At 46.9% G+C, this 24,950-nt stretch carries 23 protein-coding genes; 9 read left to right on the plus strand and 14 right to left on the minus strand.

Going from position 1 to position 24,950, the window contains the following annotated elements; all coding sequences use genetic code 11:
- Window positions 1-234 precede the first annotated feature (234 nt).
- Both QUB44_RS06195 and nblB read left to right on the plus strand, forming a co-directional pair.
- Entirely contained in the window at window positions 235-696 is a 462-nt protein-coding gene (locus QUB44_RS06195; protein ID WP_333364426.1) for a CBS domain-containing protein, read from the plus strand.
- 138 nt (window positions 697-834) lie between these two features.
- A complete protein-coding gene (gene nblB, locus QUB44_RS06200; RefSeq protein WP_333364428.1) occupies window positions 835-1,509 on the plus strand; it encodes a phycobilisome degradation protein NblB in 675 nt (224 codons plus the stop codon).
- A gap of 216 nt (window positions 1,510-1,725) precedes the next feature.
- On the opposite strand, the gene QUB44_RS06205 is transcribed toward nblB, so the two are convergent.
- Window positions 1,726-1,914 carry a hypothetical protein gene (locus QUB44_RS06205; protein WP_333364431.1) on the minus strand — a complete coding sequence of 63 codons (189 nt, stop codon included), beginning with the start codon at window positions 1,912-1,914 and terminating at the stop codon, window positions 1,726-1,728.
- A gap of 103 nt (window positions 1,915-2,017) precedes the next feature.
- Between QUB44_RS06205 and QUB44_RS06210 the strand changes: the two genes are divergently transcribed.
- Window positions 2,018-3,322 carry a CAP domain-containing protein gene (locus QUB44_RS06210; RefSeq protein WP_333364434.1) on the plus strand — a complete coding sequence of 435 codons (1,305 nt, stop codon included), beginning with the start codon at window positions 2,018-2,020 and terminating at the stop codon, window positions 3,320-3,322.
- Between the two features lie 223 nt (window positions 3,323-3,545).
- Here QUB44_RS06210 and QUB44_RS06215 read toward each other — a convergent pair whose 3' ends face one another.
- Complete coding sequence (locus QUB44_RS06215; RefSeq protein WP_333364438.1) at window positions 3,546-5,186, minus strand: bifunctional diguanylate cyclase/phosphodiesterase; 1,641 nt, start codon at window positions 5,184-5,186, stop codon at window positions 3,546-3,548.
- 438 nt (window positions 5,187-5,624) lie between these two features.
- Between QUB44_RS06215 and QUB44_RS06220 the strand changes: the two genes are divergently transcribed.
- Complete coding sequence (locus tag QUB44_RS06220) at window positions 5,625-6,155, plus strand: adenylate kinase (protein WP_333364441.1); 531 nt, start codon at window positions 5,625-5,627, stop codon at window positions 6,153-6,155.
- Window positions 6,156-6,400: 245 nt separating this feature from the next.
- Here QUB44_RS06220 and murQ read toward each other — a convergent pair whose 3' ends face one another.
- Both murQ and QUB44_RS06230 read right to left on the minus strand, forming a co-directional pair.
- Window positions 6,401-7,315, minus strand: coding sequence for an N-acetylmuramic acid 6-phosphate etherase (murQ, locus tag QUB44_RS06225; RefSeq protein ID WP_333364444.1), 915 nt, complete (start codon window positions 7,313-7,315; stop codon window positions 6,401-6,403).
- A 254-nt stretch (window positions 7,316-7,569) separates the two neighbouring features.
- Window positions 7,570-7,944, minus strand: coding sequence for a DUF3110 domain-containing protein (locus QUB44_RS06230; protein ID WP_242720559.1), 375 nt, complete (start codon window positions 7,942-7,944; stop codon window positions 7,570-7,572).
- A gap of 383 nt (window positions 7,945-8,327) precedes the next feature.
- Here QUB44_RS06230 and QUB44_RS06235 point away from each other — a divergent pair, with 383 nt between their 5' ends.
- From QUB44_RS06235 to QUB44_RS06245, 3 genes are all read left to right on the plus strand, one after another.
- Window positions 8,328-15,005, plus strand: a complete 6,678-nt coding sequence (locus tag QUB44_RS06235) for a translocation/assembly module TamB domain-containing protein (RefSeq protein WP_333364446.1) — start codon at window positions 8,328-8,330, stop codon at window positions 15,003-15,005.
- 116 nt (window positions 15,006-15,121) lie between these two features.
- On the plus strand, window positions 15,122-15,487 hold the full coding sequence (locus QUB44_RS06240) for a hypothetical protein (RefSeq protein ID WP_333364450.1): 366 nt from the start codon (window positions 15,122-15,124) through the stop codon (window positions 15,485-15,487).
- A 111-nt stretch (window positions 15,488-15,598) separates the two neighbouring features.
- Entirely contained in the window at window positions 15,599-16,570 is a 972-nt protein-coding gene (locus tag QUB44_RS06245) for an Rpn family recombination-promoting nuclease/putative transposase (RefSeq protein ID WP_333364453.1), read from the plus strand.
- Between the two features lie 159 nt (window positions 16,571-16,729).
- Here the strand turns inward: QUB44_RS06245 and QUB44_RS06250 are convergent, their stop codons facing one another.
- The 9 genes from QUB44_RS06250 to QUB44_RS06290 form a co-directional block, all read right to left on the minus strand.
- Entirely contained in the window at window positions 16,730-17,233 is a 504-nt protein-coding gene (locus QUB44_RS06250) for a DUF2243 domain-containing protein (protein ID WP_333364457.1), read from the minus strand.
- A 251-nt stretch (window positions 17,234-17,484) separates the two neighbouring features.
- Window positions 17,485-17,760, minus strand: a complete 276-nt coding sequence (locus tag QUB44_RS06255) for a type II toxin-antitoxin system PemK/MazF family toxin (protein ID WP_333364459.1) — start codon at window positions 17,758-17,760, stop codon at window positions 17,485-17,487.
- Complete coding sequence (locus QUB44_RS06260; protein WP_333364462.1) at window positions 17,754-18,002, minus strand: hypothetical protein; 249 nt, start codon at window positions 18,000-18,002, stop codon at window positions 17,754-17,756. The genes QUB44_RS06255 and QUB44_RS06260 overlap by 7 nt, the downstream gene beginning before the upstream one ends.
- A gap of 121 nt (window positions 18,003-18,123) precedes the next feature.
- Entirely contained in the window at window positions 18,124-18,348 is a 225-nt protein-coding gene (locus QUB44_RS06265; RefSeq protein WP_333364465.1) for a hypothetical protein, read from the minus strand.
- On the minus strand, window positions 18,335-18,631 hold the full coding sequence (locus QUB44_RS06270) for a hypothetical protein (RefSeq protein WP_333364468.1): 297 nt from the start codon (window positions 18,629-18,631) through the stop codon (window positions 18,335-18,337). Before QUB44_RS06270 ends, QUB44_RS06265 begins: the two co-directional genes overlap by 14 nt.
- Window positions 18,632-18,648: 17 nt before the next feature.
- Window positions 18,649-18,891 (minus strand): YgiT-type zinc finger protein, encoded by a 243-nt coding sequence (locus tag QUB44_RS06275; protein ID WP_333107999.1) that lies wholly within the window; start codon window positions 18,889-18,891, stop codon window positions 18,649-18,651.
- A gap of 2 nt (window positions 18,892-18,893) precedes the next feature.
- Entirely contained in the window at window positions 18,894-19,205 is a 312-nt protein-coding gene (locus QUB44_RS06280; RefSeq protein ID WP_333364471.1) for a DUF4258 domain-containing protein, read from the minus strand.
- A 259-nt stretch (window positions 19,206-19,464) separates the two neighbouring features.
- The gene (locus tag QUB44_RS06285) at window positions 19,465-20,829 is read right to left on the minus strand and encodes a serine/threonine-protein kinase (RefSeq protein WP_333364473.1); all 1,365 of its coding nucleotides are present in this window, start codon (window positions 20,827-20,829) and stop codon (window positions 19,465-19,467) included.
- A gap of 74 nt (window positions 20,830-20,903) precedes the next feature.
- A complete protein-coding gene (locus QUB44_RS06290) occupies window positions 20,904-21,044 on the minus strand; it encodes a hypothetical protein (RefSeq protein WP_333364476.1) in 141 nt (46 codons plus the stop codon).
- A gap of 79 nt (window positions 21,045-21,123) precedes the next feature.
- Here QUB44_RS06290 and ispG point away from each other — a divergent pair, with 79 nt between their 5' ends.
- Together ispG and ctpC are read left to right on the plus strand one after the other, a co-directional pair.
- Window positions 21,124-22,344, plus strand: coding sequence for a (E)-4-hydroxy-3-methylbut-2-enyl-diphosphate synthase (gene ispG / locus QUB44_RS06295; protein WP_333364479.1), 1,221 nt, complete (start codon window positions 21,124-21,126; stop codon window positions 22,342-22,344).
- Window positions 22,345-22,987: 643 nt separating this feature from the next.
- Complete coding sequence (gene ctpC, locus QUB44_RS06300) at window positions 22,988-24,343, plus strand: carboxyl-terminal processing protease CtpC (RefSeq protein ID WP_333364482.1); 1,356 nt, start codon at window positions 22,988-22,990, stop codon at window positions 24,341-24,343.
- A gap of 294 nt (window positions 24,344-24,637) precedes the next feature.
- Here the strand turns inward: ctpC and QUB44_RS06305 are convergent, their stop codons facing one another.
- Window positions 24,638-24,823, minus strand: coding sequence for a DDE transposase family protein (locus tag QUB44_RS06305; RefSeq protein WP_333159716.1), 186 nt, complete (start codon window positions 24,821-24,823; stop codon window positions 24,638-24,640).
- Window positions 24,824-24,950: the final 127 nt, after the last annotated feature.

Consider the following 24,950-nt stretch of genomic DNA (forward strand, 5'->3'; position numbering starts at 1 on the left):
TATCCGCTCTTTAAGATATCTTAACAATCTTGTCAGGTCGATCGCTCGCCGGAAGGAGGCAAACGGCAGAATTTTATAGTGCGATCGAAAAAAACAGCAAAATTCTGCCATTCAAAATTTTTCCTTCTTTACTACCTTCAAACCAATCCTTTCAGCAGAGCTGCCTTTCTTCAGTCTGTGTCACGCTTTGCCTATATGATCGATAAGGAGAGATAACTCAATCAACCGCTAATCATGCCAAAAACAGTAGCCGATGTAATGAGCCGGGAGCCGATTTTGGCGCGACCCGAAATGCCCTTGAACGAAGCGATTAAAATTTTAGCCGATCGACGCATTAGCGGTCTTCCCGTCGTAGATGAGAATGACTTGTTGGTAGGAGTCATCTCCGAAACCGACTTGATGTGGCGGGAAACCGGCGTAACTCCGCCCGCTTATATCATGGTGCTTGACAGCGTGATTTATTTGGAAAATCCCTCTCGTTACGAGCGAGAACTCCACAAGGCTTTAGGACAAACAGTAGGAGAAGCGATGAGTACAGACCCAGTTACCATCGAGCCAGACAAATCTGTCCAAGAAGCTGCCAAACTAATGCACGATCGCAGCATCCATCGATTGCCGGTGGTCGATTCGGCGGGCAAAGTAATCGGCATCCTCACTAGGGGAGATATTATCCGCTCAATGGCGGCCGAATCTTAAATTAACTGTTGCAGTTCCAGGGCTGTATCAGAAAATGAGTCGTGAAGCGAAGCTATCCCGTAGGGAATCGCTCCTTAAATCTCCCTCGCTTTTGGCAATTACCAATTACCAAATCTAAAATCTAAAATCTAAAATCCGATGAGCATTACCCCTGAGTCTGTCGAACAATTGCTGAATTCCGAGGATTTTGGCGAAAGACTGCGAGCAGTAAACCAACTGCGGCAACTAGAACCCGCGATCGCCTATAAACTAATTCAAATAGCGATCGGCGACAAAAACGTCCGGGTTCGCTACGCAGCAGTCAGCCAATTATCAACCCTCGGTACGCAGAATCTGCCGAACGCTTTAGAGGTACTGCGAAACAGCCTGAACAACGACCCCGAACCCGACGTGCAAGCAGCAGCAGCCGATGCTTTGGGCGCATTGAAATTAACAGATGCTTTAGAAGATTTGCAGCAAGTTTATAGCAGTACCTCTGAATGGCTGGTGCAAATGAGCATCGTCGCGGCTTTGGGAGAAATGGGAGATCCGAAAGCCTTTCCGATGTTAGAAAATGCCCTGACTTCTGAAAACGAATTGATCCAAACCATTGCCATCAGCGCATTAGGTGAATTGGGAGATAAACGGGCGCTGCCGCTGCTGCTTCCCTACGCTTCCAATGCAGATTGGCAGATCCGTTACAGAGTCGCCCAAGCTTTGGGGCGGTTGGGCGGGGCAGAAGCACAGACAGCTTTGGAAATTCTAGCCAAAGATGAGGTCGAGCAAGTTGCTCAGGAGGCTAAAGTCGGACAAGAAAATAGTTTGAAATCTTGAGATTGCTTTGGCGATCGCGAACAACCCTGCGCGGTTGTGAATTTTGAATTAATTTAGAATTTTTTGTGAGGATTCTACTAAAAACTTAGTTGGCGATCGCACACAGAATTCAGAAACCCGGTTTCTTCCTATATTTGTCCTTCCTCTCTGCAAAAATCGTAGAAACCGGGTTTCTAGCCAGCCAGCCAACACGCTGGGTGCGTAGCGCAAACCTTACTAATCAGGAAAAATCTCAAATCTCAAATTTAAAATTGTATTGATGCCACGGGCGATCGCAAATTTCTGTGAAACTCTCCTTAAATTCGATCGCACTCTTCCCAATCCAAACCAGAGTCTGCCTCTTGACATCCCCACTTTGACAAAAGCTATAATTAAAATAAATACAGTAGCGGCAGGGATTAACACAATTATGGAATTGTGCCCAGCCAGCTAGCGATCGGGGAAACTATCGTTAAGACGGTAAGCAATCTACCAGCAAAACCAAGTCTTAAAACAGTTTATCATCCCCATGCTTGAACAACTACAAAATTCCGGTTCTCAGTCCTTGGACATTTTAACAGGAGAGCGATCGGCCTCTCAAGTAGCACCAAGCCCAACCAATCAAAACTTTATTAATAGAGTTTTAGAACTTACCAACATCGAACGCAGCAAATTGAGTTTGCCCCCGCTAACCTTAAATACTCAGTTACTAAATGCGGCGGAAACTCACAGCCAAAACATGGCACTGCAAGACTTCTTCGATCATACCGGCAAAGATGGTTCGTCATTAACCAGTCGCATTACTACAACGGGCTATAAATTTGCGGATGGAACTCCAGCGGAAAATATTGGTGTAGGATATTCTACACCTGAAGAAGTCATAGAAGGGTGGATCAACAGTCCCGGCCACCGTGCCAATATCCTTGACCCCAATCTCAAAGAAATTGGCATCGGTTACTATTTCTTAGCCAACGATACAGGTACAGAAAATTGGAATCACTATTGGACGCAAGTTTTTGCGACTTCTCTTGACGGTAGTGTCAATCCTGCACCAACTCCCACACCAACTCCCACACCGACACCTACTCCCACGCCTACTCCCAACACATTGGTATCGATTACTTCGCCCATACCCAATGCTACAGGGGACGGCAGCCCGACGACAGCAGCCAAAAATACAGCCAGCGGCGGCAATTATTTCTTATCAGATAGTGCCGATACTCAAATACCGACAAATGCTGCGGGATTGCCAATTTTTGCCCTTTCCGGCAAAGATAATATCACCGGGGGAGAAGGTGTTGATAGCATTAATGGGATGCAAGGTGCGGATACAATTAATGGCGCAGGAGGCAATGACAGCTTATCCGGCGGCAAAGAATCCGATTTAATTGATGGCGGTGTTGGCGATGATTTTATCAGCGGCAACAACGATAACGATCGACTAATTGGATCTGAGGGTAACAATACTATTCGCGGCGGCAAAGAAGATGATATCTTGATCGGCGGTAACGGTGACGATTTGTTGGCGGGCGATCGCGGGCAAGATATGCTGACGGGCGGCGGCGGAAATGATACGTTTATTTTAGCAGGAGGTTTGTCTGCTTCGGCTACTTTAATTAGTGCCGATGTAATTGTCGATTTTGGCGCTGGGGATAAAATTGGTTTGACTGACGGTATCGGATTTGCAAATTTGACTTTTGAAGCTGTGAGTTTGCAGTTGGATGGAGGCGCAAGCGTCGCTTCTACGGCGATTAAGTCTGGCAGTAATTATTTGGGAATCGTGCAGGGTGTCAGTCAAAGTCAGCTTACATCGATCGTTTTTGTTAATGGATAGTGGGTAATTGGCATTGGTGTGTCACGCCCCCTTAGAGGCAAGGCGATCGCCCGCGAACTCTTCGTCAACTCTTGTACCCCGATCGTCGAGATAGCCACGAAGGTGACTGTCTATTTTTTTGGCTTGGTTTGAAAAATCCGTGGATGTACCGCGAAGCCGTGCCTCCTTCGTTAGACTCAACTCATACCATTAAACGGAACTACCCCGCAGGGGGTAAGTTCCGTTAAAAGTGGGTGGCAAGAGCCATAGATGCTGCATCAGACTGAAACGACTCGTTTAGCAGTTTGGTGATCGTGTCAGCGTTAGCAGGGCGACTGAAGTAAAACCCTTGACCTTCATGGCAGCCTCGCGCTTGCAGGTAGTCACGCTGCTCCTTGGTTTCAATGCCTTCTGCGGTGATCGTTAATCGCAGACTTTTTGCCAGAGCAATGATCGCATCAGTAATGGTGGCGCTGTCCGGGTTAGACAGTACATCTTGGACAAACGATCGATCGATCTTGAGCATATTAACCGGAAACCGTTGCAGGTAGTTGAGGGAAGAATAACCTGTGCCAAAGTCGTCCAGGGCGATCGACACGCCAAGTTCTCGCAGTTGCGTTAAGACATTGACCGATCGATCAATGTCAGTCATCAAGGCAGTTTCAGTCACTTCCAGTTCTAAATAAGCAGCTTCAAGTTCCGTCTCTGCCAAAATTTGGCGAACCATCTCAACCAGATTCGCCTGCTCAAATTGTCGAGCCGACAGATTCACCGAAATCCGCAGGGCTGGCAGCCCTGCCAGTTGCCAGCTACGGGTTTGAGCGCAAGCCGTTCGCAAGATCCATTCACCAATGGGCACGATCTCGCCATTGGCCTCGGCGATCGGAATAAATTTTACCGGAGGGACCAAACCCTCTGTAGAATGCTGCCAGCGAACCAGCGCCTCCGTTCCTGTCACCCGTCCGCTGTCGAGGTCGATCAGCGGTTGATAGTAAACCAGTAGTTCGTTACGTTCCAGCGCTCCGCGCAGGCTATTTTCTAGGGCCAGTCGCTCCTGTAAGTGAACGTTCATTTCCGGTGAATAAAACTGATAGTGGCTCCGCCCTTGCTGCTTTGCCTGATGAAGTGCGAAGTGAGCTTGCTGAAGAAGTTGCTCTGGAGAATTGGTATTTTCTAAATGGTTCAATGTAATACCAAGACTGGCGGTGAGGTGGATCGGTTGACCCTCTACAGAGAAAGGTTTTGCTAGCGTACTCAGCAGCAGTTGGGATAGCTTGACCACACTCTCCAGCGAGTGGAGTTCGCTGCGAGCGATCGCAAACTCACCGTCGCCCAAACGCGCCAAGACATCTGACCGATCCATGCACTGTACCACCCGTTGGGAAACGGCTCTAATTAGTAAGTCGCATATCTCAGGCTCCAACGAATGGCGAATCCCTGTGAAATCATCGATACCCAATACCAGCACTGCGACCAAGGATGAGTCATTTTGAGATCGGGTTTGATTGAGGCGATCGCAGAATAAGTCACGATTTGGCAATCCAGTCAGTTCATCGTAGTGGGTAATGTAATCAATCAATTCATCTAGTTTGTAAAGCGTTTGTGAGGAATTTGCCATCAGCGTACCGACTTCATCAGTAAACTCTGTGGGTAAGTTCGGCAATGTTCTTGTATCGAGGTAGTTTTGTAGAGCCTCCGAGGTTAAGATTACCGGAACAAGGAGGTAGCGTAGGGTAGAAAGCGTTGCTGCCGTACCCGCTAATGTCGCCAGCAGAGCAATCAGGAGAACCCGGACTGATGTCTCTACAGAGTAAGCGTTTGAGGTAAGAAACCAGACCATTAAGGTTAGCAAAGGAACGTGCGTGCCTAAAAATGCAACCACCATAATTTTGGCAGTGTAGCTTTTTTTCAGCCAGGGGAGATGCGCCAAGGATGAGTATAGGTTAAGGTTAGGCTTTGGTTGCATAGGACTCGGTTTAAAATTTCAAAGTGGGTAGTATCCAGCAGTCTCGTACTAGGTGCGTTGGCTTCAGAAACGGCTTTTTTAACTAAGGAGCGATCGCCTTAGATTTGACAGATATTTTACAAATCGATCGACAATACCGGGTCGCGATCGCTTGTCTAATAAAATATCCAAGTGATCGTCAAACAAAAAATATATATACTGACCCTAATCGCCTTTTTCAAAAACGTCAGTGATCCGCGCCACAAATCACCAAATTGACTTTTTTGAAAGCTACAAATTAGATCGGCCTTCAGCTTTTAGTCTGCTACTGATAACTAATGACTAATGACTAATAACTAAATTACTAAAAAGGAAATTATGAAAAAAGTAGCCGTGTTTGGTAACGCTGGAGGCGGTAAATCAACTCTCAGCAAGAGATTATCGGAAATCAAGGGTTTGCCACTTTACCCCTTGGATAAGATTCAATATCAATCTGGGGGCGCTGAGGTTCCAAATGAAGAATATAAGCGTACCCATGAGAAAATTTTGGCTACTGACCGATGGATTATTGACGGGTTTGGTTGCAGGGAAACCGTCTGGCTTCGACTCAATGAGGCGGATAGTCTGGTTTTTGTCGATCTGCCACTATACGTGCATTTCTGGTGGGTAACTAAACGGCTGATGACAGGTAAGTTTATACCGCCAGAAGGCTGGCCGGAAAAGAGTCCTATCTTGAAAAGTTCAATTAATAGTTACCGTGTTCTTTGGTTGTGTCACAAGTATTTGACTCCCAGATATCGCGAGTATGTCGATCGCGCTCAAAATACCAAAAGTGTTTGTCACATCAGATCTACTGAAGAGATTTCACAATTTTTTGAATCAATGGTGCAAATGACTATTGACTGTTGACTATTGACTGTTGACTGTTGTTAGCTGCTACCAATAACCAATAATATCATGTCCGATCGAGTGACCGCGATACCTCCATTGGGGCGGGTTTACAGGATCTCTCATTGTCAATATAGATCGTTCGTTAACCTGCCCCTACAGCAATTATGGGCGAAGCGAAGCGGAGGGAATTGACCGGACACGATCTAACTAATAATCAATAACTAATGGCCAATAACTAATGACTAATGACTACTGACTACTGACTACTGACTAATTGATGCCACAGCCGATCGCAAATTGCCTTGAAACTCGCCCAAAATTCGATCGCACTCTTCCTTCTCCAAATTTGTCCAGTGCATCATCAAAGCTAATTTAACCGACTTGCCGCTTTTTTCGAGCAAAAAACCCGCATCCTCCCGGCTTAAATCAGTCAAATCCTGCAACATCCGCACAGCCCGATCGCGCAATTTCTTATTAGTAACCGCCACGTCAACCATTCGATTGCCGTAAACTTTCCCCAGCTTCACCATTACCCCAGTCGAAATGATATTCAAAGCCATTTTTGTTACTGTACCGGCTTTCAAGCGCGTCGAACCCGCCACTACCTCCGGGCCAACCAACAACCGAATATCAACATCAGCCTCAAAATTGACTTGTTCGACGGGTACGCAGGCCATAAACACAGTTTTCGCCCCCCGCTGGCGTGCCGCCTGCAAAGCGCCCGCGACAAACGGCGTCGTACCTCCAGCCGTAATGCCGACAACTACATCTAAGTTGGTAATTTGACGGTGGGCGATCGCCTCAGCCCCATCCTCAGCCCGATCCTCCAAATCCTCCGAACTCCGCACCAATGCCCCCGCACCCCCGGCAATTATGCCCTGTACGAGTTCTGGCGGCGTGCAGAAGGTGGGGGGACACTCGGCCGCATCCAGCACCCCCAAACGCCCGGAAGTACCCGCACCGACGTAAAACAGGCGGCCTCCTTGACGTAGAGACTCGGCTGCAATGTCGATCGCTTGGGCTAACTGTTCGCGGGCGTGGGCGATCGCGCTTAAGGTTTGGGCGTCTTCGCGGTTGAACAAGTCCACTAATTCGATCGAACTGAGTTGGTCTAAATTCTCGCTGTTCGTATTCACCTGTTCAGTCAGCAGATGGCCCCGTTCTTCCAAATTCTTCATGTTTTTTGATTAGTTATTAGTCATTAGTCATTAGTCATTAGTCATTGTCATTAGCCGTTATCATTAGTCATTAGGTGTACAAAATAGGCTACGCATTGCCTGCCCGCTGGTGAGCTTGGTGAAATCGTGACTCAAAGGCTCGAAATTTGCGGTTCTGGCGATCGGCTAAATCTACTTCCGAGAGAGAGACAATTACCCATTACCCATTACCCATTACCAATAACTGCTGACTAATGACTAATGACTAATGACTATTACAAAAGTCCTTCGAGTCGGCGGCGAATAGAATCCAGTTCGTTTTGGGAAACCTCAGAATCAGGCTCGGGCTCGGACTCGGACTCCGGCTGCCACTGAGTCTGTGTTACATTGTCTTCTGGGGGAATAGCCAGCGCGCCCGCGGGCACAAGTTCCCAATCATAATCAACACTGTCGCAGAACTCCTTAATTTCCTCCTCGTCGATCGCCTCAACCGTGGGCTCTGGGAAATCCTGAGCTTCCAACATCACGCCAAAGCGGGTGGCGTCGTCTTCTGACTCAAACATCAGAACTTTGTTGCGATCGCCGAGTTGAATGGTATGAATTCCCTCATTCTCGGTGCGGGCATTGAAGAGTAAGACGAACACTCGCATAAGTTTTAAAGACCTTCTTAACCACCGTTTTTTTATCTTAGAAGCGATCGGGCAACCAATCAGTCGATTTTAGATTTTAGATTTTAGATTTTAGATTGACGATCGATCCTGCACTGGCGCGATCGAGACGATTTAGGGGAGTTGGAGGACTTGGTGTTAAGTCGTGTTGCGTGTTTTGATTAAGTTCGGTAAAGGTTTCTGGAGTCTACCCTGGAGTAGGGGCGTGCCTTTTGCGTGCCTTCGATCCTGGGATCGGCACTTCCTACCTCACTTTTGAGTCTACCAAAGGCAGAAGCCACCCAGGCGAATCACAGAGATTATACCTGTCTCAAATCGGCTGATTCCCTATAATTTCTCAATTCTCTGATTTCTGAGAAACACCCATGACTAACTCGGACGATAACAAAAATCAACTCGCACCCCGTCCCCACCGCCGCTGGTGGCGTCTGGTGCTGCTTAGCGGTACGGGATTGGGCATTATCGCCTTGGTTGGGGCGGCGCTAGGATACCAGTGGGTGCGGGCAAATTTAGCTCCTTTGGTGGAAACTGAAGTCAGTCAGTTGCTGAAGCGGCCTGTGCAACTCGGACGTTTGGAGAGATTTTCTCTGACAAGTTTGCGGTTTGGCCGATCGACTTTACCTGCAACTCCTACCGATCCGGATTACGCTTCTACAGAAGCAGTGGAAGTGAAATTTTCAATCTGGCCACTGCTGTTCACGCGCACTCTCAAATTAGATATTACCTTAGTTAAACCCAACGCTTATATCGAACAGGATGCTCAAGGCCGCTGGGTTAATATTCCAACTGCGGAGCAAAAATCTCCGGGTTTATTTAAAACTGAAGTTGAGGCAATTCGAGCTGAAAATGTCGCCGCAGTTTTGGTGCCGAGTCCTGCTGTTGGACAGAAAACTTCGGCTCCGATTTCTGTAACTTTGAAAAATGGCAGCGCTCTCTTTCGTGACCAAAATCAGCGCGTTCTCTACGAACTCAACGGTCAATTTACTAATAGCGATAATTTTATAGTAAAAGCGGATTCTCTCTTACCTGCTGCTCAAACTAACCTGCAGTTACAAGGTCAAAATTTGCCTTTGCCCGAACTCGATCGATTGCTGAAAGTTCCCGGTATTTCTTTACAAAAAGGTCTGGCTAACGGCAATTTGACCGTTCAATTGCGAGACAATAAATTATCGGGAATTACCGGAGCGGCTAGTTTTGGAGGAGTGCAAGCGAGTATTTCTCCCTTGAAACAAATCATACAAAATAGCAGCGGTCAGTTGCGGTTTCAGGGAACTAATTTGATTGTCGATAGTCTGGTGGCTAATTACGGTCTAATTCCGCTGAGAATAGCAGGAACAGTTGCCACTGGAAATAATTTTAATTTGGAACAAGCTAACTTCAATCTGATAACTAACGTGCAACCAGTTGCTTTGGCAAGTGTTGTCAGTGCGGTGGAAACAGAGTTAGGGCAGAAAGTAGTATTACCCGTGGCTGTGGCGGGGGAAGTGAAGGCGGATGCCAAGCTGACTGGAACAGTTGCAATGCCGGTGCTGACAGGTACGATCGCCTCGACAAAACCCGCTACGGTCGATCGACTGCAATTAAACAATATTAGCACTAATTTTAAATTGGAACGCGGGAGAATGGCTCAAACCCCAACTCCCAATTCTCAATCTTCTATTCCCCCGTTTTCCTCTTTAGCTTTGACTTTGAGCGATATTTTGGTAGTCCCGGCGGCGGGGGGTAAAATTGGCGGCAAAGGTGAAGTTGATATTGCTTTGGGAAGTAAGAATTCGGCATCGGGTTTGGTGTTTGACTTCCAAGCTGAAAATGTACCTGCAGATGCGATCGCCCAAATTTACGATCTCCCGATTCCTGCTACTGTTCAAATTGGCACTGTCTCCGCAAAAGCTCAAATTTTCGGCCCGTTAGAAAACATTCAAGCTAGAGTTCAATGGCAAGCACTGCAAGGGACTTTCCCCGCTGCGGGCGAAATTCGAGCCGGAGGCAATTCGGCCGATTTGCAAAATACGGTTGTGAAAATTGGCGACGCTTCTGTTAACGTGGATGCGGCGTTAAAAGACGGTCAGTGGCAAGCTTTGATCGAGGGCGATCGCGTTGATCTCAACAGTTTGGATCAACTCCTGCCAGACCTTAATTTGCCTCCTGAACTAGCAGGTTTGTTCAGCGGAACCGCCGAAGCTGCGGGAACTCTGGACGATTTGAGTTTAAGTGCGATCGCTGCGACGGGCAAAGGAACGCTGAATATTGCTGACAGTATTGTTGATGTTAATGGCGAACTAGAATCGGGCAGGTGGCAAGTTTTTGGCAACACTGAACAAGTTGCTGTCAATCAATTGATTGATATTGGATTGCCGTTTTTAGCACGGGAAACGACCGCAAATCTAGACAATCTAAAATCCAAAATCGAAAATCTAAAATCGTTAGGCGGACAGCTAGCAGGTGAATTTCAAGTGGCGGGAAATGTTGACAATTTGACTGCTGACGCAATCAATGTTACTGGCAACGGTAGACTCAATTTTGCCGACAGCAATGTCAATTTACAAGGAGAATTGGTAGCGGGAAACTGGCAAGCAACAGCAGAAACCGATCGCACTTCCATCAACCGCTTGGTAGATTTGACACTGCCGATTTTAGATGTGGCTTCAGCATTCAATCCCGAAAATCAGCAATCTGCCAATCTCAACAATCTAAAATCCAAAATCCAAAATCTAAAATCGATTGACGGACTGCTATCGAGTCAATTTACAGCATCGGGAAGTCTTGACAATTTGACTGCTAGCAGCATCAATGCCAGCGGCAGCGGCAGACTCAATCTTGCCGGCAGTGATGTTAATTTTAAAGGAGAATTGGCAGCGGGAAACTGGCAAGCAACAGCAGAAACAGATCGCACTTCCATCAACCGCTTAGTAAATTTAGGATTGCCGCTGTTAGATGTTGGCTTAGCTTTCACTGCTGACAATCCCCAAACAGTCGCCAATATCAATAATCTAAAATCCCAAATCCAAAATCTTAAATCGCTTGACGGACAAATATCCAATCAAATTCAAGCCAGCGGCAATCTTGATAATTCAACCGCCCCCGACATAGCCGTCAACAGCAGCGGCAAACTCAATATAGCGGACGGTACTATTGCTTTTAGAGGTAAATTAGAAGACAGACGCTGGCAAGCTTTCGCCGATGCCGATCAAGTTATTCTCAGTCGCTTAGAACAAACAATCCGCAATACCCAACTCATTACCCTAGCGGCGACTTTGCCTGAAGGATTAGACGGCAGAATTAACGGCAAATTCCAAGCAGCGGGTAGTTTGGATAACTTGACAGCCAAGGGAATTAGTGCTAGCGGGGAAGGAGTGATTGTGGTCGATCGACTCGGGGCGATCGATACTACGGCCAAATTAGAAAACGGCAACTTGGAAGCATTGCTGGAAACCAACGGAATTGCCGTCAGTAATTTAGAACAAACCCTCAAACAAACAGGTTTGCTGACAGCGGATTTACCGCCAGAAATTAACGGAACCCTCGACGGCCAAGTCCGCATTTTGGGAACAGTAGATAATCTAACCGCCAGCGGCATCACTGCCAACGGCGACGGACAAATTCGACTCGCCAACGGCGGAGGAATTATCAATGCTGAAGGCAGCGCCGCATCGGGGAATTGGCGCGCGTCAATCGAGGGCGAGCAAATTGCTCTAAGTCGCTTCCAGCAAGCCTTTGAGTCGCAGCGCCAAAGCTTGCAAAGCGGAGGTGTAGTATCTGGTGCCCAAAATCTCCCCCAGCTTGGAGGACTGTTTAACGGCAATATCAATTTATCCGGCGCGATTGCCGGTTCCCCGCAAACAGTTCGCGCCGGCGGCAGTTTCCGCATCTCGGAATTGCCGTTTTTGAAACAACCTTTTGAGGCAGTATTTAATTGGGACGGCAAACGGGTGGAAATTGAGAACGCCACAACTCCCGGTTTGACAGCAAACGGCTTTGTTAACGTCGAACTCGAAGGTAGAGGAGGGCCCTCAATTTCCAACTTAGATTTGGATGTCAGACTCGCCAACTTTAACCTGGAAGCCTTACCAGCAGAACAACTAGGATTTTTGACACCAACTAATGTCAAAAATCCTTCACAGAACAAGCAGCCTCTGCGCGGCAATGTCGATTTTACCGGCCGCCTCAGCGGAACCCCCGCCGCCCTCAACTTAGTTGGCGACGTGGAAGTGCGGGATTTAGCAGTAAATCAAATCGCTTTTGACCCGGTACTGGCGGGGAGTGTGAATGCGGATGCTGGGAAAAGTGTAGATTTGCGTTTGGCCGGCGCCAGCGACAAAATCGAAGTAGCTTTAAATCAATCTTTTCTGCCGACATCTTTCTTAATTCAACGCGGGGAATCCGTGGCTAGCGGCCAAACCGAGGGAGAAACTTTGCGAGTTAATTTAAGCGATTTTCCCCTGGCTGCTTTGAATCTCGCACCGGGGAAAGAGGCCGGTTTGGGGCCGATAACCGGTACGGCGTCGGGACAAGTGAATGTGTCGGGTTGGAAGATGCCGTTAAATCCGGCGACTTTGCAAGCAAGCGGACAAATTGCGATCGCCCAACCGGCGATCGGCTACATTAAAGGTGACAGTTTCCAAGCCGAATTCAGCTACGATAACGGTGTCGCTACTCTCACAGATGGCATATTCCGCCAAGGCAGCGGTCAATACTTAATTTCCGGCAAGGTTGAAACAGGCGCCAACCCGAAATTTGCCGGGAAAGTTAAGGTACAGGAAGGCAAGTTGCAGCAGGTTTTAGCCGCTTTGCAATATTTCAATTTAGGCGACTTGGCCAGAGGCTTAAAACCTCCTGTTTACGGTGACAGTGGCGACGTACAAACTGTAGCAGTGGGAGAACCAGAAGCGCCGCTAATTGAACAGTTGCGCCGTTTGGCAGAAATTGAAATACTTTTGCAGCGACAGCAGGCAGTGGAAACATCACAAAAATTGCCTCCCTTATCTCAATTGCAAGGCACTTTTGACGCGGAAATTGCTGTCGCAGGTTCTTTGGAAACGGGTGTGCAAGCTCAATTTAACGTGGAAGGTGATAACTGGCAGTGGGGAGAATATGTCGCCGAACAGTTCAACCTTGAAGGCAGTTTTCAGGACGGGATTTTAACTGTTTTGCCTTTGGAAATTCGATCGGGAGAAAGTGCGATCAGCTTTTCGGGACAACTCGGGCAAAAAGCTCAATCCGGGCAGTTGCGGGTAGAAAATGTGCCCGTGGAAGAGTTGGCAGAACTGGTGGAATTGCCTTTTGTGGATGTCACAGGAAATTTGAATTTGCGGGCGAATTTGGCCGGCAGTTTGGAAAACCCGCAAGCCACCGGGGAATTGAGTTTGGTTGACGGTACGCTAAACGGAGAACCGATTAAACAAGCCGACGGCAGTTTCAGTTATAGCGATGCCCGCCTGAATTTTGGCGGCAGCGCTTTGGTAACTCAAACAGAACCGATTGAAGTGCAGGGAAGTTTGCCTTTTGAGTTGCCGTTTGCAGCGGTGAAAGCTGATAGCAATCAAATTGATTTGAGGGCGAATTTGCAAAATGAAGGTTTGGCAATTATTAATGTATTGACTCCGCAAGTTGCGTGGGTCAGCGGTCAGGGACAGGTGCAAATTCGCGTGGGAGGGACGCTGCAAGATCCTGTAGCGCAAGGAATTGCGAATTTTGAAAATGCAACCGTCCGCGCGCAAGCCTTCCCAGAACCGCTGACAGGGCTGACTGGGACGGTGCGCTTTGAGGGCGATCGTATTCGGGTAGAAGGAATTCGGGGACAGTTGAGTCAGGGACAAGTTGTGGCCCAGGGCGTGATTCCGCTGTCTGTGCCTTTTGCTGAGGGCGATGTCGATGTGGCTAATCCTTTGACTGTAAATTTAGACAAGTTGGCAGTGAACCTCAGAGGATTGTACAGCGGCGGCGTGGTCGGTCAAGTGCAGGCAAGGGGCACGGCTAGGCGCCCGCAGTTAAGCGGTAATATTGAACTGTACAACGGCGAAGTATTTCTCCGGAGTCCCGGCGGCGGCAGAACTGAGTTAGCTTCTTCCTCTTCTGCTTCTGATTCTGATTCCACATCTTCCGCTTCCCCTGCGACGGAGGTTTCTGATTCCCCTACAACTGAGGTTTCTCCTTCTCCTGCGACTCCGACTTCCCCTTCTCCTTCCCCTTCCTTTGAAGTTGGATTGAACGATTTGCGGCTGAATTTGGGCCGGGGAATTCGGGTAACGAGTGCGCCGATATTGAGTTTTCAGGCGACTGGGGGTTTGACGGTGAATGGAACTTTAGATGACCTTCGCCCCGAGGGTACGATTCGGTTGACTTCGGGGTCGGTGAATTTGTTTACGACGCAGTTTAGACTCGATCGAGGATACCCGCAGACTGCTACCTTTGTACCAACACAAGGACTCGATCCGACGCTGGATGTGAGATTAGTAACTTCGGTGCAGCAAGTAACGCGGTTCCGCACTCCCGGCACATCTGTAGCCTCTGAAATAGCAGACGAACCAACAAGTTTCGGCAGCGTGCGGAGTGTGCGAGTTCAAGCGTTAGTGCAGGGAAAAGCTTCTCAGTTGGGGGAAAATCTGGAGTTGAGGAGTTCTCCGAGTCTATCAGACACAGAGATTGTAGCGCTGTTGGGTGGCAGTTTCGTGCAGACTTTGGGACAGGGAGACAGTACGCTGGCGATCGCAAATTTAGCGGGTGCGGGTTTCTTGAACAACATTCAATCTGCGATTACTAACGCCACTGGATTGAGCGAATTTCGCTTATTTCCCACTCGGATTAGAGGTAACGAAGGAAAAACTGCTAGTTCCAGTTCCGCTGCGGGTTCTCTCGGTTTAGGTTTAGAAGTTGGGTTTGACATCACGCGCAATATTTCAGCATCAATCATCCGAGTTTTGTCAGCCAATCAACCGACAGAATTTACTGTGCGCTATCGATTGAGCGATAAACTTTTACTCAGGGGTTCGAGTGATTTTCAAGGAGACAATCGCGTCACCGCTGAATATGAAGTGAGGTTTTAGGCATCAGCAAACAGCAAACAGCAAACAGTTACAATTTCTCAATAATTTGCTATAATATTAACAGCAGCAAATTGATACTGCTAACCCCACACACAAGGTTATAGGAGTTAAGTCAAATGGCAAACAAACTCCAAGTTAATACACAGTCGATCGGCTACAGCGACTTTTACTGGAACCGCTTTAGTCCGAGAGTGGCGACTATCAGCAGCGTCCGCAACGCCAATCACTGGGACGGCGGATTTCTCACCTATATTGCATTTCCCACAAAAGTAGAAGCTACAGCAGCAATGAAACATTTGCTCTTGAATCAAAAAGCTGCTGATGTCGATATGCGGAAAGCCAAGCGAATGAAAGCAAAAGGCATTCGGTGGGAACTCAAAATTCGGGGTTTAGCTTTTAATGAAGTGCTGAAGCTTGCGACGATGGATATAACTGGAAAGCTAGAGATGTCCGCTGCAGCTACTACTCAAGCCACAGGCTGATAATTGAAAAACTTCGTAGTTGCGCTAAGGGTGGTAAAGCGCAACTACCAACCTAAAAATCCCTAAAATATTGCATTTTTCTTCTTCCCTCTTCCCTCTTCCTTCTCTAATATGCGTTTCATCAGCCCCAAAACAGACTTTGCATTCAAAAAAATCTTCGCTTCTTCCGAACATCCAGAAATTTTAATCAGTTTCCTAAATGCAATGCTGTATAACGGAGAACCAACCATCCAAGAATTAGAAATAATTGACCCTTATTCAGCAGGAAGCGTTACAGGATTGAAAGACACTTACCTGGATGTCAAAGCCAAGATTACCGGCAACAAAACCGTGATCGTGGAAATGCAGGTACTCAACGTCGCCGCCTTTGAAAAACGGGTAGTATACAATGCAGCCAAAACCTATTCTACTCAACTCAAAGCTGGAGAAGGTTATTTAAAATTAAATCCGGTCATTGCTTTAACAATTACCGACTTTATCTTATTTGAAAACACCGAAAAACTAATCTCTAACTTTGAATTCACAGAAACCGAAGAGAAATTCGTCTATCCCAACTGCGAGTTAAAGTTAGTGTTTGTCGAGTTACCGAAATTCAAAAAAGAATTGAATGAACTTGAAACTCTGCCGGAAAAATGGATTTACTTTATGAAAAACGCGCCCTCTTTGGAAGCTGTACCAGATACATTGGGGTCTATTGAAGAGATTAATACTGCGCTGGGAATTGCCAACCGAGCAAATTTGACACTAGACGAATTGAATGATGTAGATAAACGAGAAATGTTTATCCAAGACCAAATCGGGTCTGTGATGAAAGGGATAGAAATTGGTCTACAGCAGGGGATTGAACAGGGAATACAACAAGGAATCGAACAAGGAATCGAACAAGGAATCGAAAGGGGTAAAATTGAGGGGGAAATAGGGTTAATTATGCGTCAGATAGTGCGGCGGGTGGGTGATGTTACACTGCAAGTTCAAACTCGCATCCAGGGGTTATCTGGGGAACAGTTAGATGATTTGGGAGAAGCTTTGTTGGATTTTAGGAGTAAAGAGGATTTGATCGCGTGGTTGGATTCTGCGGGATGAACTGAGGAGTTAAACAGAGAGTCAATCGATTTTAGATTTTAGATTTTAGATTTTAGATTGAAGCATTGAGCCCACGGATAAATTCGGGGGCTTGTTTATCGGATACAAGTCAGGGATTTTTAACGTGGATTTGGTAGAATTCCCAATCTCTGCATTCATTTAAACTTTAGTATCTGCGGGAACTTCCCTCTGTACCAGCATCCAACCTAACAGCGCTAAAATAAGACCGAGAATGAGAAATCCTACATCCCAAGCTAACTCGTTGATACCGGGTTTGACGTGGTGGATTCCCAAAATTTGATGGTCAACAATGCCTTCAACAAAGTCAAACAATCCAGCACCAATTAATATTGAACCGAAAAAAGTTTGAGTTAACAAAGGAACATCTTTGCGCTTCACAGCACTCCACAAACAGAAGATTCCCGCCACTGTTACCAACCAATCCGCAGCGTGAAACAATCCATCTCCGAGGGTATTCAATTCTAAACCGGCAACAGTAGCATCGGTTTTAACGCTACTAAACATATGGTGCCACTGGAGGAGTTGGTGCAGCACAATGCCGTCAAAAAAGCCGGATTGACCGATACCGAGGAGAATTCCTGCGATAATTAGAGGTCGGCGGTTGTTAACAGCGGTGGTTGGTGCGTTTGTGCGATCGTCCAATGGAAAACCTCCGATGCTTTAAATGCTGAGCCTGGGTCTGTGAAGGGATTTACCAGTACATTTTTTAGTTTTGCTGGGGAGGAGGGGCGATCGCATCATCCGCGAGATAGATTTCTGGATACTCTTGATGCTTAATGCCAACTACAAATCTAGTTTATAATTTGATTAACTATTCATCAACAGTCATATTCTCAAACAAAATAGGTTGAATTTGCCTCAAAACTTCCTCAATTATATCTGATCGACATTCACTAAGAAAACTTGCTTGCCTTGCGCGATAATCTTGCATAACGGAGTTGATCCGTCATAATTACACCTGTTATCGCTTCACTTTCTGGAATGGGAACATAAAACGGATTTTTGCGTTGTGTGTTGCTGATGGGACAGACGAACACAAACCCCATTTTTTTGTTAAATTTAGTTTGACTCACCACCAGTGCGGGCCTAGTCCCCATTTGTTCGTGTCCTGCTTGAGGCTCAAAATTGAGGCGAATAAAATGACCTCGTTCGGGGATATAGTTTACCAAACTTCCTCTCCTTCTGGTTTTCCCCAAGAGACTTCTTCGCTAGATTCTATTTCGCCTGCCAATAATTCATCTAGGGTATACTTTGATATTTTATTATTTACAGGCTCTACGACCAGTTTCCCATTTTCTATGCTGCAAATTACTGAATCTTCGGCTTTAAGGTTGAGAAACTTTACTATGTAGTCTGGTATTGGCAAAGCCAAGGAATTACCTAATTTGCTGATGTGTATTTTGGCGGTCATACATTTGCGATGTTAACACTCAGGTTTATTTATTGTAACACAATATTGGGCGGGGCGGGTTTATTGAGATTGCTGTTTATAAACATAGAGGTTGGTGAACCCGCCCATACATAACCTTTGTCTATGAAAATACTGCTTCTACGGCTTTCGGCAATGCGATGGGTACGAAATATGCGACTGGATACAAATAATCTTCGCCGGATTCATCAATAACTCGGATAAATTGATGTTCGGCAGCGCGACTATCGGGTATTATTCGATAGATTTTTCGCACTTCCAAGGATGCTTGATAGTCTTGATTGTTAATGCAAACTACAAATCTGATTTCTAAGTTAAACTTCAACATATTTGCATAAAGTAGTCTGTTCAGAAGCAGTTGCCTCTGTCAAAATAATCGTCCTCTCAGTAGTCAATTCCCATGTGTCGCGAGGCGAATTTGTTTCTACATATCGTTTAACCAAGCCATCAGCAGCCAGTTTTTTTAAGACAACCATCATGTCAGGTTCTCGCGGTACATCTCGACGGGAAAGTGCATTCGCGAGTTCGTACCAACTCCACTTTCCTTGACCTTTAGCTACTAATTCCAGCAGCACTAATTCAAGCTGGGTTAATTGAGTTAGGTTTTTCATTCTTTTTATTGTATAACTTAGCCAACTCGAAAAGATTGCCCCATCGCTTGAAATTCTTGAGTCTCTTCTCGCTGTAGCTGCTGTCTAATTTTGGCAAATTTCCTAACTGTTTCCACAGAGTACAACCGTTCTCCACAGCTTAGGCAAACTTCAGCGGATACTTTTAAGATAGCAGTATGCTTGCCGCCCCGTAAAAGTTTATCGACTTCTTTGATAACTATTTCACCGCCGCAAATTGGGCATTTTTCTACAGATAGCATTGTTAATTTCTCCTTTGTATCCAATTAATCCATCGATTTGCATCTGGACGATAAACTGTGATTAGGATGGCTAGTTTATTACTAGGGACATAAGACCAAACACTGTGAATAGGATCGCCTCTAAAGCTTTCACCATAGATTAGGTATCGGGGATAGGGTTTTTCTTTGGGATAATTTTCTATGATTTCACCATAAAGGACGGAAAAGTAGATTTCATCAAATGAGAGATTATCATCGTCTGCTTCTTCATCAGCATGGTCTGTAATTCGCACCCTATTTTCTAATATTGCTTCTCTGATATCGTTTAGATTCATTCGTTGAAAGATAAGTTTGCCGGGAGGGAGAGTGGGATGCAGAAAATCCAGAAATTTTAGCGGTGGCTGAAAAATTTGTTTTTGCTAACTCTTATAACCCGTAAGTGGCGGGGCAGATACTACAAGAAACTACGCGAAAGCCTAAAGAAAGTGAGGACTGCCAGTGCCAGGTATCGGAAACGTAGAATTGGCGAGGTTTCGTGCTTAAAGCCTCTGTTATAAATCTTCACGAAACTCTGTAACCCTTAGATGTTACACTCTACAAGTCTCGACGCGAGAGAAGAGAACGCCCCACAACAAGCCCCCCACCAACCACCCCATCAGTTAACTTTCCCTTCACACACGGGAGGTGTCCTATAGGTGCTTTGGTGTTGAATTTTAGATCATTATAGTGCAACCATTTACTACTATTCACACGCCAACCTACCCGATCGCCAAAAGCTGCCCAAATTTTCCGATCATATTCTCTGCTTCCCCCCAGACTTTCATAGATGCGTTTCTGCACCGAAAAGCCGAAACGTCCGTTACTGTATTTTACCCAAAGTTGGTCAATAGTTCGTAAGTCTTCACAGGGGAATCGATCGATATCTTCACCCCTCAGCCAGCCATCCTTTGTTCTCCCCGCTACTTCCAGCATTTTTATTGCCGTTTCCCCATCCGCCTCTTGCCATTTTCCGCTAGCCAACAGCCGATCGAGTTGACGATAATCAACTCCTTTTGCTGAAATCAATTTTACAGGTTGTGGCGGTGGCTGCGGGCTAGGAATGGTTGGTGAAACACCCCCTCTTTGCCCCCCATTACCAAGGGTAGGTTGTGGAAGCATAGCCAACCATTTTTGAACCGACTGAGGGCGTTTTGTCGCATCCATTTCCATCCCTTTCATAATTGCCCGATGCACCGCATCGCTAATATTAGGATTAATCTGAAACGGCGGCTTTAAAGGATGATTTAAAGCCCTCATAAATGCAGGAGTTGGTGGTGTTTTCGTTAGCAAATAGTATAGCGTTGCTGCCAGAGCATAAACATCTGTGTACTCAGCAAATCTGCCAATCTTCCCGTACTGTTCGGGAGGTGCAAAACCGTGTGTTAGCCCCAAAGTCATTTGCTGAGTGCGATCGGGAATAAAACCCCGTGCCAAACCAAAGTCAATCAAAACTGCATCAAAATTGTCGCGTACCATAATGTTCTCTGGCTTGATATCCCGATGTAGCAAACCTTTTTCGTGAACTACTATTACCGCTTCTGCCACTTTGCGGATGTAGTTTAAAGCTTCGGTTTCCCACAGGATACCGCGCTTTTCTACCAATTTCCACAAATCTTTCCCTGCCACATATTCCATCGCAATACAAGGCAAATCACCATCAATGAAATAGTTGTCTATTTGCACAATATTAGGATGTTTGCACAAAGATAGCAGTAGCGCCTCATCCCGGAATTTGTCCCGATACCAGCCAAAATTTGGATCTCTCAATAAGTCGTCTTTCAGCGTTTTGATGACAACCCGCTGGCTGTTTTGCGCCTTCTGTGCTAGGTACGTGGCCCCAAAACCGCCCTCGCCCTTGTCTATCTTGCGCTCAATAATATACCGATCGCCATTTAACCGCTGCCCCGGTGTCCAAACCATTCTCCTCACCGCCAACCAATATTAATTTTTATCTCGGCCTAGCCTGTATTTTAACTGTATTTTCTAAGTTCGGTTTAGTTCCACGGGCCCAACTTCAGTTCGCCTTCCCGGTGATGGTTGGCTTTGAGTTCGATCGCCCTTTTCCGACATAATTCGATCAACAAATTCGCCACAATTTCATTAAGAATCCTAAATCCCAAAACCTCTTTGCCCAAACAGTCCCCTTATGTGCAAACCTAAAAAACAGCAGACACAATTTTATAAACTCTAATTAAAGAACCCTAGCAACCAGTTATGCAAACTCTGCCGAACCCCACTAAAACCCTCACCACCGAACCAATCTTCGACACCACCATCAAACGCCGCAAAACCCGTCCCGTCAAAGTCGGTAGCGTCACCATCGGCGGCGGCTACCCAATCGTCGTACAATCGATGATTAACGAAGACACCCTCGACATCGACGGTTCAGTCGCCGGAATTCGGCGCTTGCACGAGATTGGCTGCGAAATCGTCCGCGTCACCGTGCCCAGCATGGCCCACGCTAAAGCTTTAGCCGAAATCAAGCAAAAACTGCACGCCACCTACCAACCAGTTCCCCTCGTCGCCGATGTCCACCACAACGGCATGAAAATTGCCCTCGAAGTGGCGAAACACGTAGACAAAGTGAGAATTAATCCCGGACTTTACGTGTTCGAGAAGCCGAAAGCCGACAGAACCGAATACACCGACAGCGAATTCGCGGAAATTGGCGAAAAAATCCGCGAAACCCTGGAACCTCTGGTGATTTCCCTGCGCGACCAAGGCAAAGCTTTGCGAATCGGCGTTAATCACGGTTCCCTCGCCGAACGGATGCTTTTTACCTACGGCGACACGCCCGAAGGCATGGTGGAATCGGCCCTGGAATTTATCAAAATTTGCGAATCCCTCGACTTCGGAAATATCGTACTTTCCCTGAAAGCCTCCCGCGCACCGGTGATGGTTGCTGCTTACCGCTTGATGGTGCACCGGATGGACGAACTCGGCATGGATTACCCGCTGCATTTGGGCGTCACGGAAGCAGGAGACGGCGAATACGGCCGCATCAAATCCACCGCAGGCCTCGCACCGCTGCTGACTGACGGTATCGGCGACACCATCCGCGTCTCGCTGACAGAGGCCCCAGAAAAGGAGATTCCCGTCTGCTACAGCATTCTGCAAGCCTTGGGACTGCGGAAAACGATGGTTGAGTATGTCGCTTGTCCTTCCTGTGGCCGCACGTTGTTTAATTTAGAGGAAGTGTTACACCAAGTGAGAGAGGCTACGAAGCATCTCACCGGTTTGGATATAGCAGTAATGGGCTGTATTGTCAATGGCCCGGGAGAAATGGCTGATGCTGATTACGGCTACGTCGGGAAGCAACCGGGTTATATTTCGCTGTACCGGGGCCGGGAAGAAATTAAGAAAGTCCCGGAAGACCGAGGGGTGGCAGAATTGATTGACTTGATTAAATCGGACGATCGCTGGGTTGATCCTTAATTGCTGTCGATCGCCCCTAGGGAGTGTTTTAAACCCGGAGATCCCCCCTAACCCCCCTTAGCAAGGGGGGGACAAGAGCGCTCGAAGTCCTTGTTAAGGGGACAAGAGGGATATTTCGTCCCCCTTCTCAAGGGGGATTATCGCTGGGTAGAACCTTAATTGCTGTCGATCGCCCCTAGGGAGTGTTTTAAACCCGGAGATCCCCCCTAGCCCCCCTTAGTAAGGGGGGGGATAAGAGCGCTCAAAGTCCTTGTTAAGGGGACAAGAGGGATATTTCGTCCCCCTTCTCAAGGGGGATTATCGCTGGGTACAACCTTAATTGCTGTCGATCGTCCCTAGGGAGTGTTTTAAACCCGGAGATCCCCCCTAACCCCCCTTAGCAAGGGGGGGACAAGAGCGCTCGAAGTCCTTGTTAAGGGGGGACAATAACGCTCAAAGTCAACCCCTACTCCCCTTCTTAAGGGGGATTTAGGGGGATCGAGACTTTGATACAAACGAAAGAGATAGAGGGTTTCAGTCTTAAGTTGACACCGCAGAACTCGGCAAAGTTGAATAATATCTGTACCCCAAATACGAGCAGGCCTTGCCTGTGTTAGATTGAGCGTAATTATTCTGAACTCTTTTCCTCCCGCGCGTCAGACAAATGGTTATAACAAAACGAGGGCTTGTTCTAAGTGCAGCAGCAGTGGTACTCACTGCCGTAACTCTTGCGAACGCTGGTTGCAGTTCTAAATCTCTGGCTTCTTTTCGGGGAAGCCCTAAAGAGTTAGTTGATGAAGTTTGGCAGATTATTGACAAAAGTTATGTAGATGGCACTTTTAACCAGGTTGACTGGAAAGCGGTGCGGAATGATTATTTGAACCGGACTTATACCAGCGACGAGGAAGCTTACAAAGCAATTCGGGAAATGCTGAAGAAGCTGGATGATCCTTATACGCGGTTTATGGACCCTCAAGAGTTCAGAAATATGCAGGTTGAAACTTCTGGGGAACTGACAGGAGTTGGGATTCAGTTGACTCAAGATGAGGAAACCAAAAAGTTGGTGGTGATTTCGCCGATCGAAGATACCCCTGCTTTTAGTGCTGGTATTCTGGCAAAAGATATCATTACTAAGATAGACGGCAAGAGCACAGAAGGCATGGATACGAATCAAGCAGTAAATTTGATTCGCGGTCAGGTGAATACTGAGGTGACGCTGACTATTTTGCGGGACAACAAGGAATTAGACTTTAAACTGAAACGCGCTAAAATTGAAATTCATCCTGTGCGGAAGTCGGTGCAGAAAACTCCCATCGGAGAAGTCGGCTATATTCGCTTAAATCAGTTCAGTGCGAATGCTGCATCGGAAATGCGATCGGCAATTAAGGATTTGGAACAGAAAAAGGTGAAGGGCTATATTTTAGACTTGCGTTCCAATCCCGGCGGGTTGCTGTACGGAAGTATTGAAATTGCTCGGATGTGGCTCAAAGAAGGTACGATCGTCTCCACGGTCGATCGAATCGGTGAGGCCGATAAACAAACGGCAAATAAGGGAGCGATCACAGACAAACCGTTAGTTATACTTGTAGACGGCGGTTCAGCAAGTGCTAGCGAGATTCTATCCGGTGCTTTGCAAGACAACAAACGCGCGGTTTTGGTGGGAACAAAGACATTTGGTAAAGGTTTAGTTCAGTCAGTACGAGGCGTGGGAAATGGTGCCGGTTTGGCGGTGACAATTGCCAAGTATTTTACTCCCAACGGCACTGATATCAACAAGGCCGGGATTGAACCGGATTTTAAGGTAGAACTCACCGAGGCTCAAAAACAGGAATTGAGGCGCGATCGGGAGAAAATTGCTACGACAGGCGATCCGCAGTACGCGAAAGCTATGGAAGTTTTGACACAGCAAGTTACTGGTAAAACAGGGAACAATAAGGCGGAGTCGAAACCGAATGCTGCGCCACCTAAACCGACTGCGGCGCAAGCAAAACCGAGTGCAGTACCTTCTAAATCTAAGTAGAAAACCTGTTTAGGGTTTCAGTTAAAAAAAAGCATTCGGGGGAAGATTTACGGCTAAAAGCCAAGATTTTAAACTCGAATGCTTCGCTATTTTTGGCAATCCGTCAATGCGACTCATATCAATTCCGGTTACACTCCTTATGATATAGAGGACACGGCAATGCCGTGTCCCTACCGAAAATAATATTGTAGGGACACGGCACTGCCGTGTCCTAATTTTGGCTAATAATTCCGATGCTACCGGAAACGATATCACGTTAGCTTTCGCGATGCGGAGGAAAGTAATAGTAATTCGTCATTGCGGCTGGCATTTGCCGGCGCGAATTAATCCGATGCGGCGGGCGATGGCATCTTCGGGCGAATCGTAAGGGCCCCACTTTTCAATAATACTGGGGTTTTGTTCTTCGAGTTGCGCGATTGGCAAAATTTCGCAATTACCCGCAGGACGTTTGACAATATAAAATTTGGGTGTTTCTGTCATAGCTAAATTCGTCAAATAAAAGCTGGATACTAACTAGGCAATTGGCTCATTATATCAAATAGGCAAACAGCACTACCCTGCCCAAGGCGTGTCTTAGCGTTAAACTCGCAGTCCGACAGTAGTTGAA

Source organism: Microcoleus sp. AT3-D2 (genome assembly GCF_036705715.1).
Classification (GTDB): Bacteria; Cyanobacteriota; Cyanobacteriia; order Cyanobacteriales; family Microcoleaceae; genus Microcoleus.

Bases quoted from the DNA above. Each gene is read 5' to 3' on its own strand.
- QUB44_RS06195 (WP_333364426.1), top strand. From the start codon at position 235: ATGCCAAAAACAGTAGCCGATGTAATGAGCCGGGAGCCGATTTTGGCG.
- nblB (WP_333364428.1), top strand. From the start codon at position 835: ATGAGCATTACCCCTGAGTCTGTCGAACAATTGCTGAATTCCGAGGAT.
- QUB44_RS06210 (WP_333364434.1), top strand. From the start codon at position 2,018: ATGCTTGAACAACTACAAAATTCCGGTTCTCAGTCCTTGGACATTTTA.
- QUB44_RS06215 (WP_333364438.1), bottom strand. From the start codon at position 5,186: ATGGTGGTTGCATTTTTAGGCACGCACGTTCCTTTGCTAACCTTAATG.
- QUB44_RS06220 (WP_333364441.1), top strand. From the start codon at position 5,625: ATGAAAAAAGTAGCCGTGTTTGGTAACGCTGGAGGCGGTAAATCAACT.
- murQ (WP_333364444.1), bottom strand. From the start codon at position 7,315: ATGAAGAATTTGGAAGAACGGGGCCATCTGCTGACTGAACAGGTGAAT.
- QUB44_RS06230 (WP_242720559.1), bottom strand. From the start codon at position 7,944: ATGCGAGTGTTCGTCTTACTCTTCAATGCCCGCACCGAGAATGAGGGA.
- QUB44_RS06235 (WP_333364446.1), top strand. From the start codon at position 8,328: ATGACTAACTCGGACGATAACAAAAATCAACTCGCACCCCGTCCCCAC.
- QUB44_RS06240 (WP_333364450.1), top strand. From the start codon at position 15,122: ATGGCAAACAAACTCCAAGTTAATACACAGTCGATCGGCTACAGCGAC.
- QUB44_RS06245 (WP_333364453.1), top strand. From the start codon at position 15,599: ATGCGTTTCATCAGCCCCAAAACAGACTTTGCATTCAAAAAAATCTTC.
- QUB44_RS06260 (WP_333364462.1), bottom strand. From the start codon at position 18,002: ATGACCGCCAAAATACACATCAGCAAATTAGGTAATTCCTTGGCTTTG.
- QUB44_RS06265 (WP_333364465.1), bottom strand. From the start codon at position 18,348: ATGTTGAAGTTTAACTTAGAAATCAGATTTGTAGTTTGCATTAACAAT.
- QUB44_RS06270 (WP_333364468.1), bottom strand. From the start codon at position 18,631: ATGAAAAACCTAACTCAATTAACCCAGCTTGAATTAGTGCTGCTGGAA.
- QUB44_RS06275 (WP_333107999.1), bottom strand. From the start codon at position 18,891: ATGCTATCTGTAGAAAAATGCCCAATTTGCGGCGGTGAAATAGTTATC.
- QUB44_RS06280 (WP_333364471.1), bottom strand. From the start codon at position 19,205: ATGAATCTAAACGATATCAGAGAAGCAATATTAGAAAATAGGGTGCGA.
- QUB44_RS06285 (WP_333364473.1), bottom strand. From the start codon at position 20,829: ATGGTTTGGACACCGGGGCAGCGGTTAAATGGCGATCGGTATATTATT.
- ispG (WP_333364479.1), top strand. From the start codon at position 21,124: ATGCAAACTCTGCCGAACCCCACTAAAACCCTCACCACCGAACCAATC.
- ctpC (WP_333364482.1), top strand. From the start codon at position 22,988: ATGGTTATAACAAAACGAGGGCTTGTTCTAAGTGCAGCAGCAGTGGTA.
- QUB44_RS06305 (WP_333159716.1), bottom strand. From the start codon at position 24,823: ATGACAGAAACACCCAAATTTTATATTGTCAAACGTCCTGCGGGTAAT.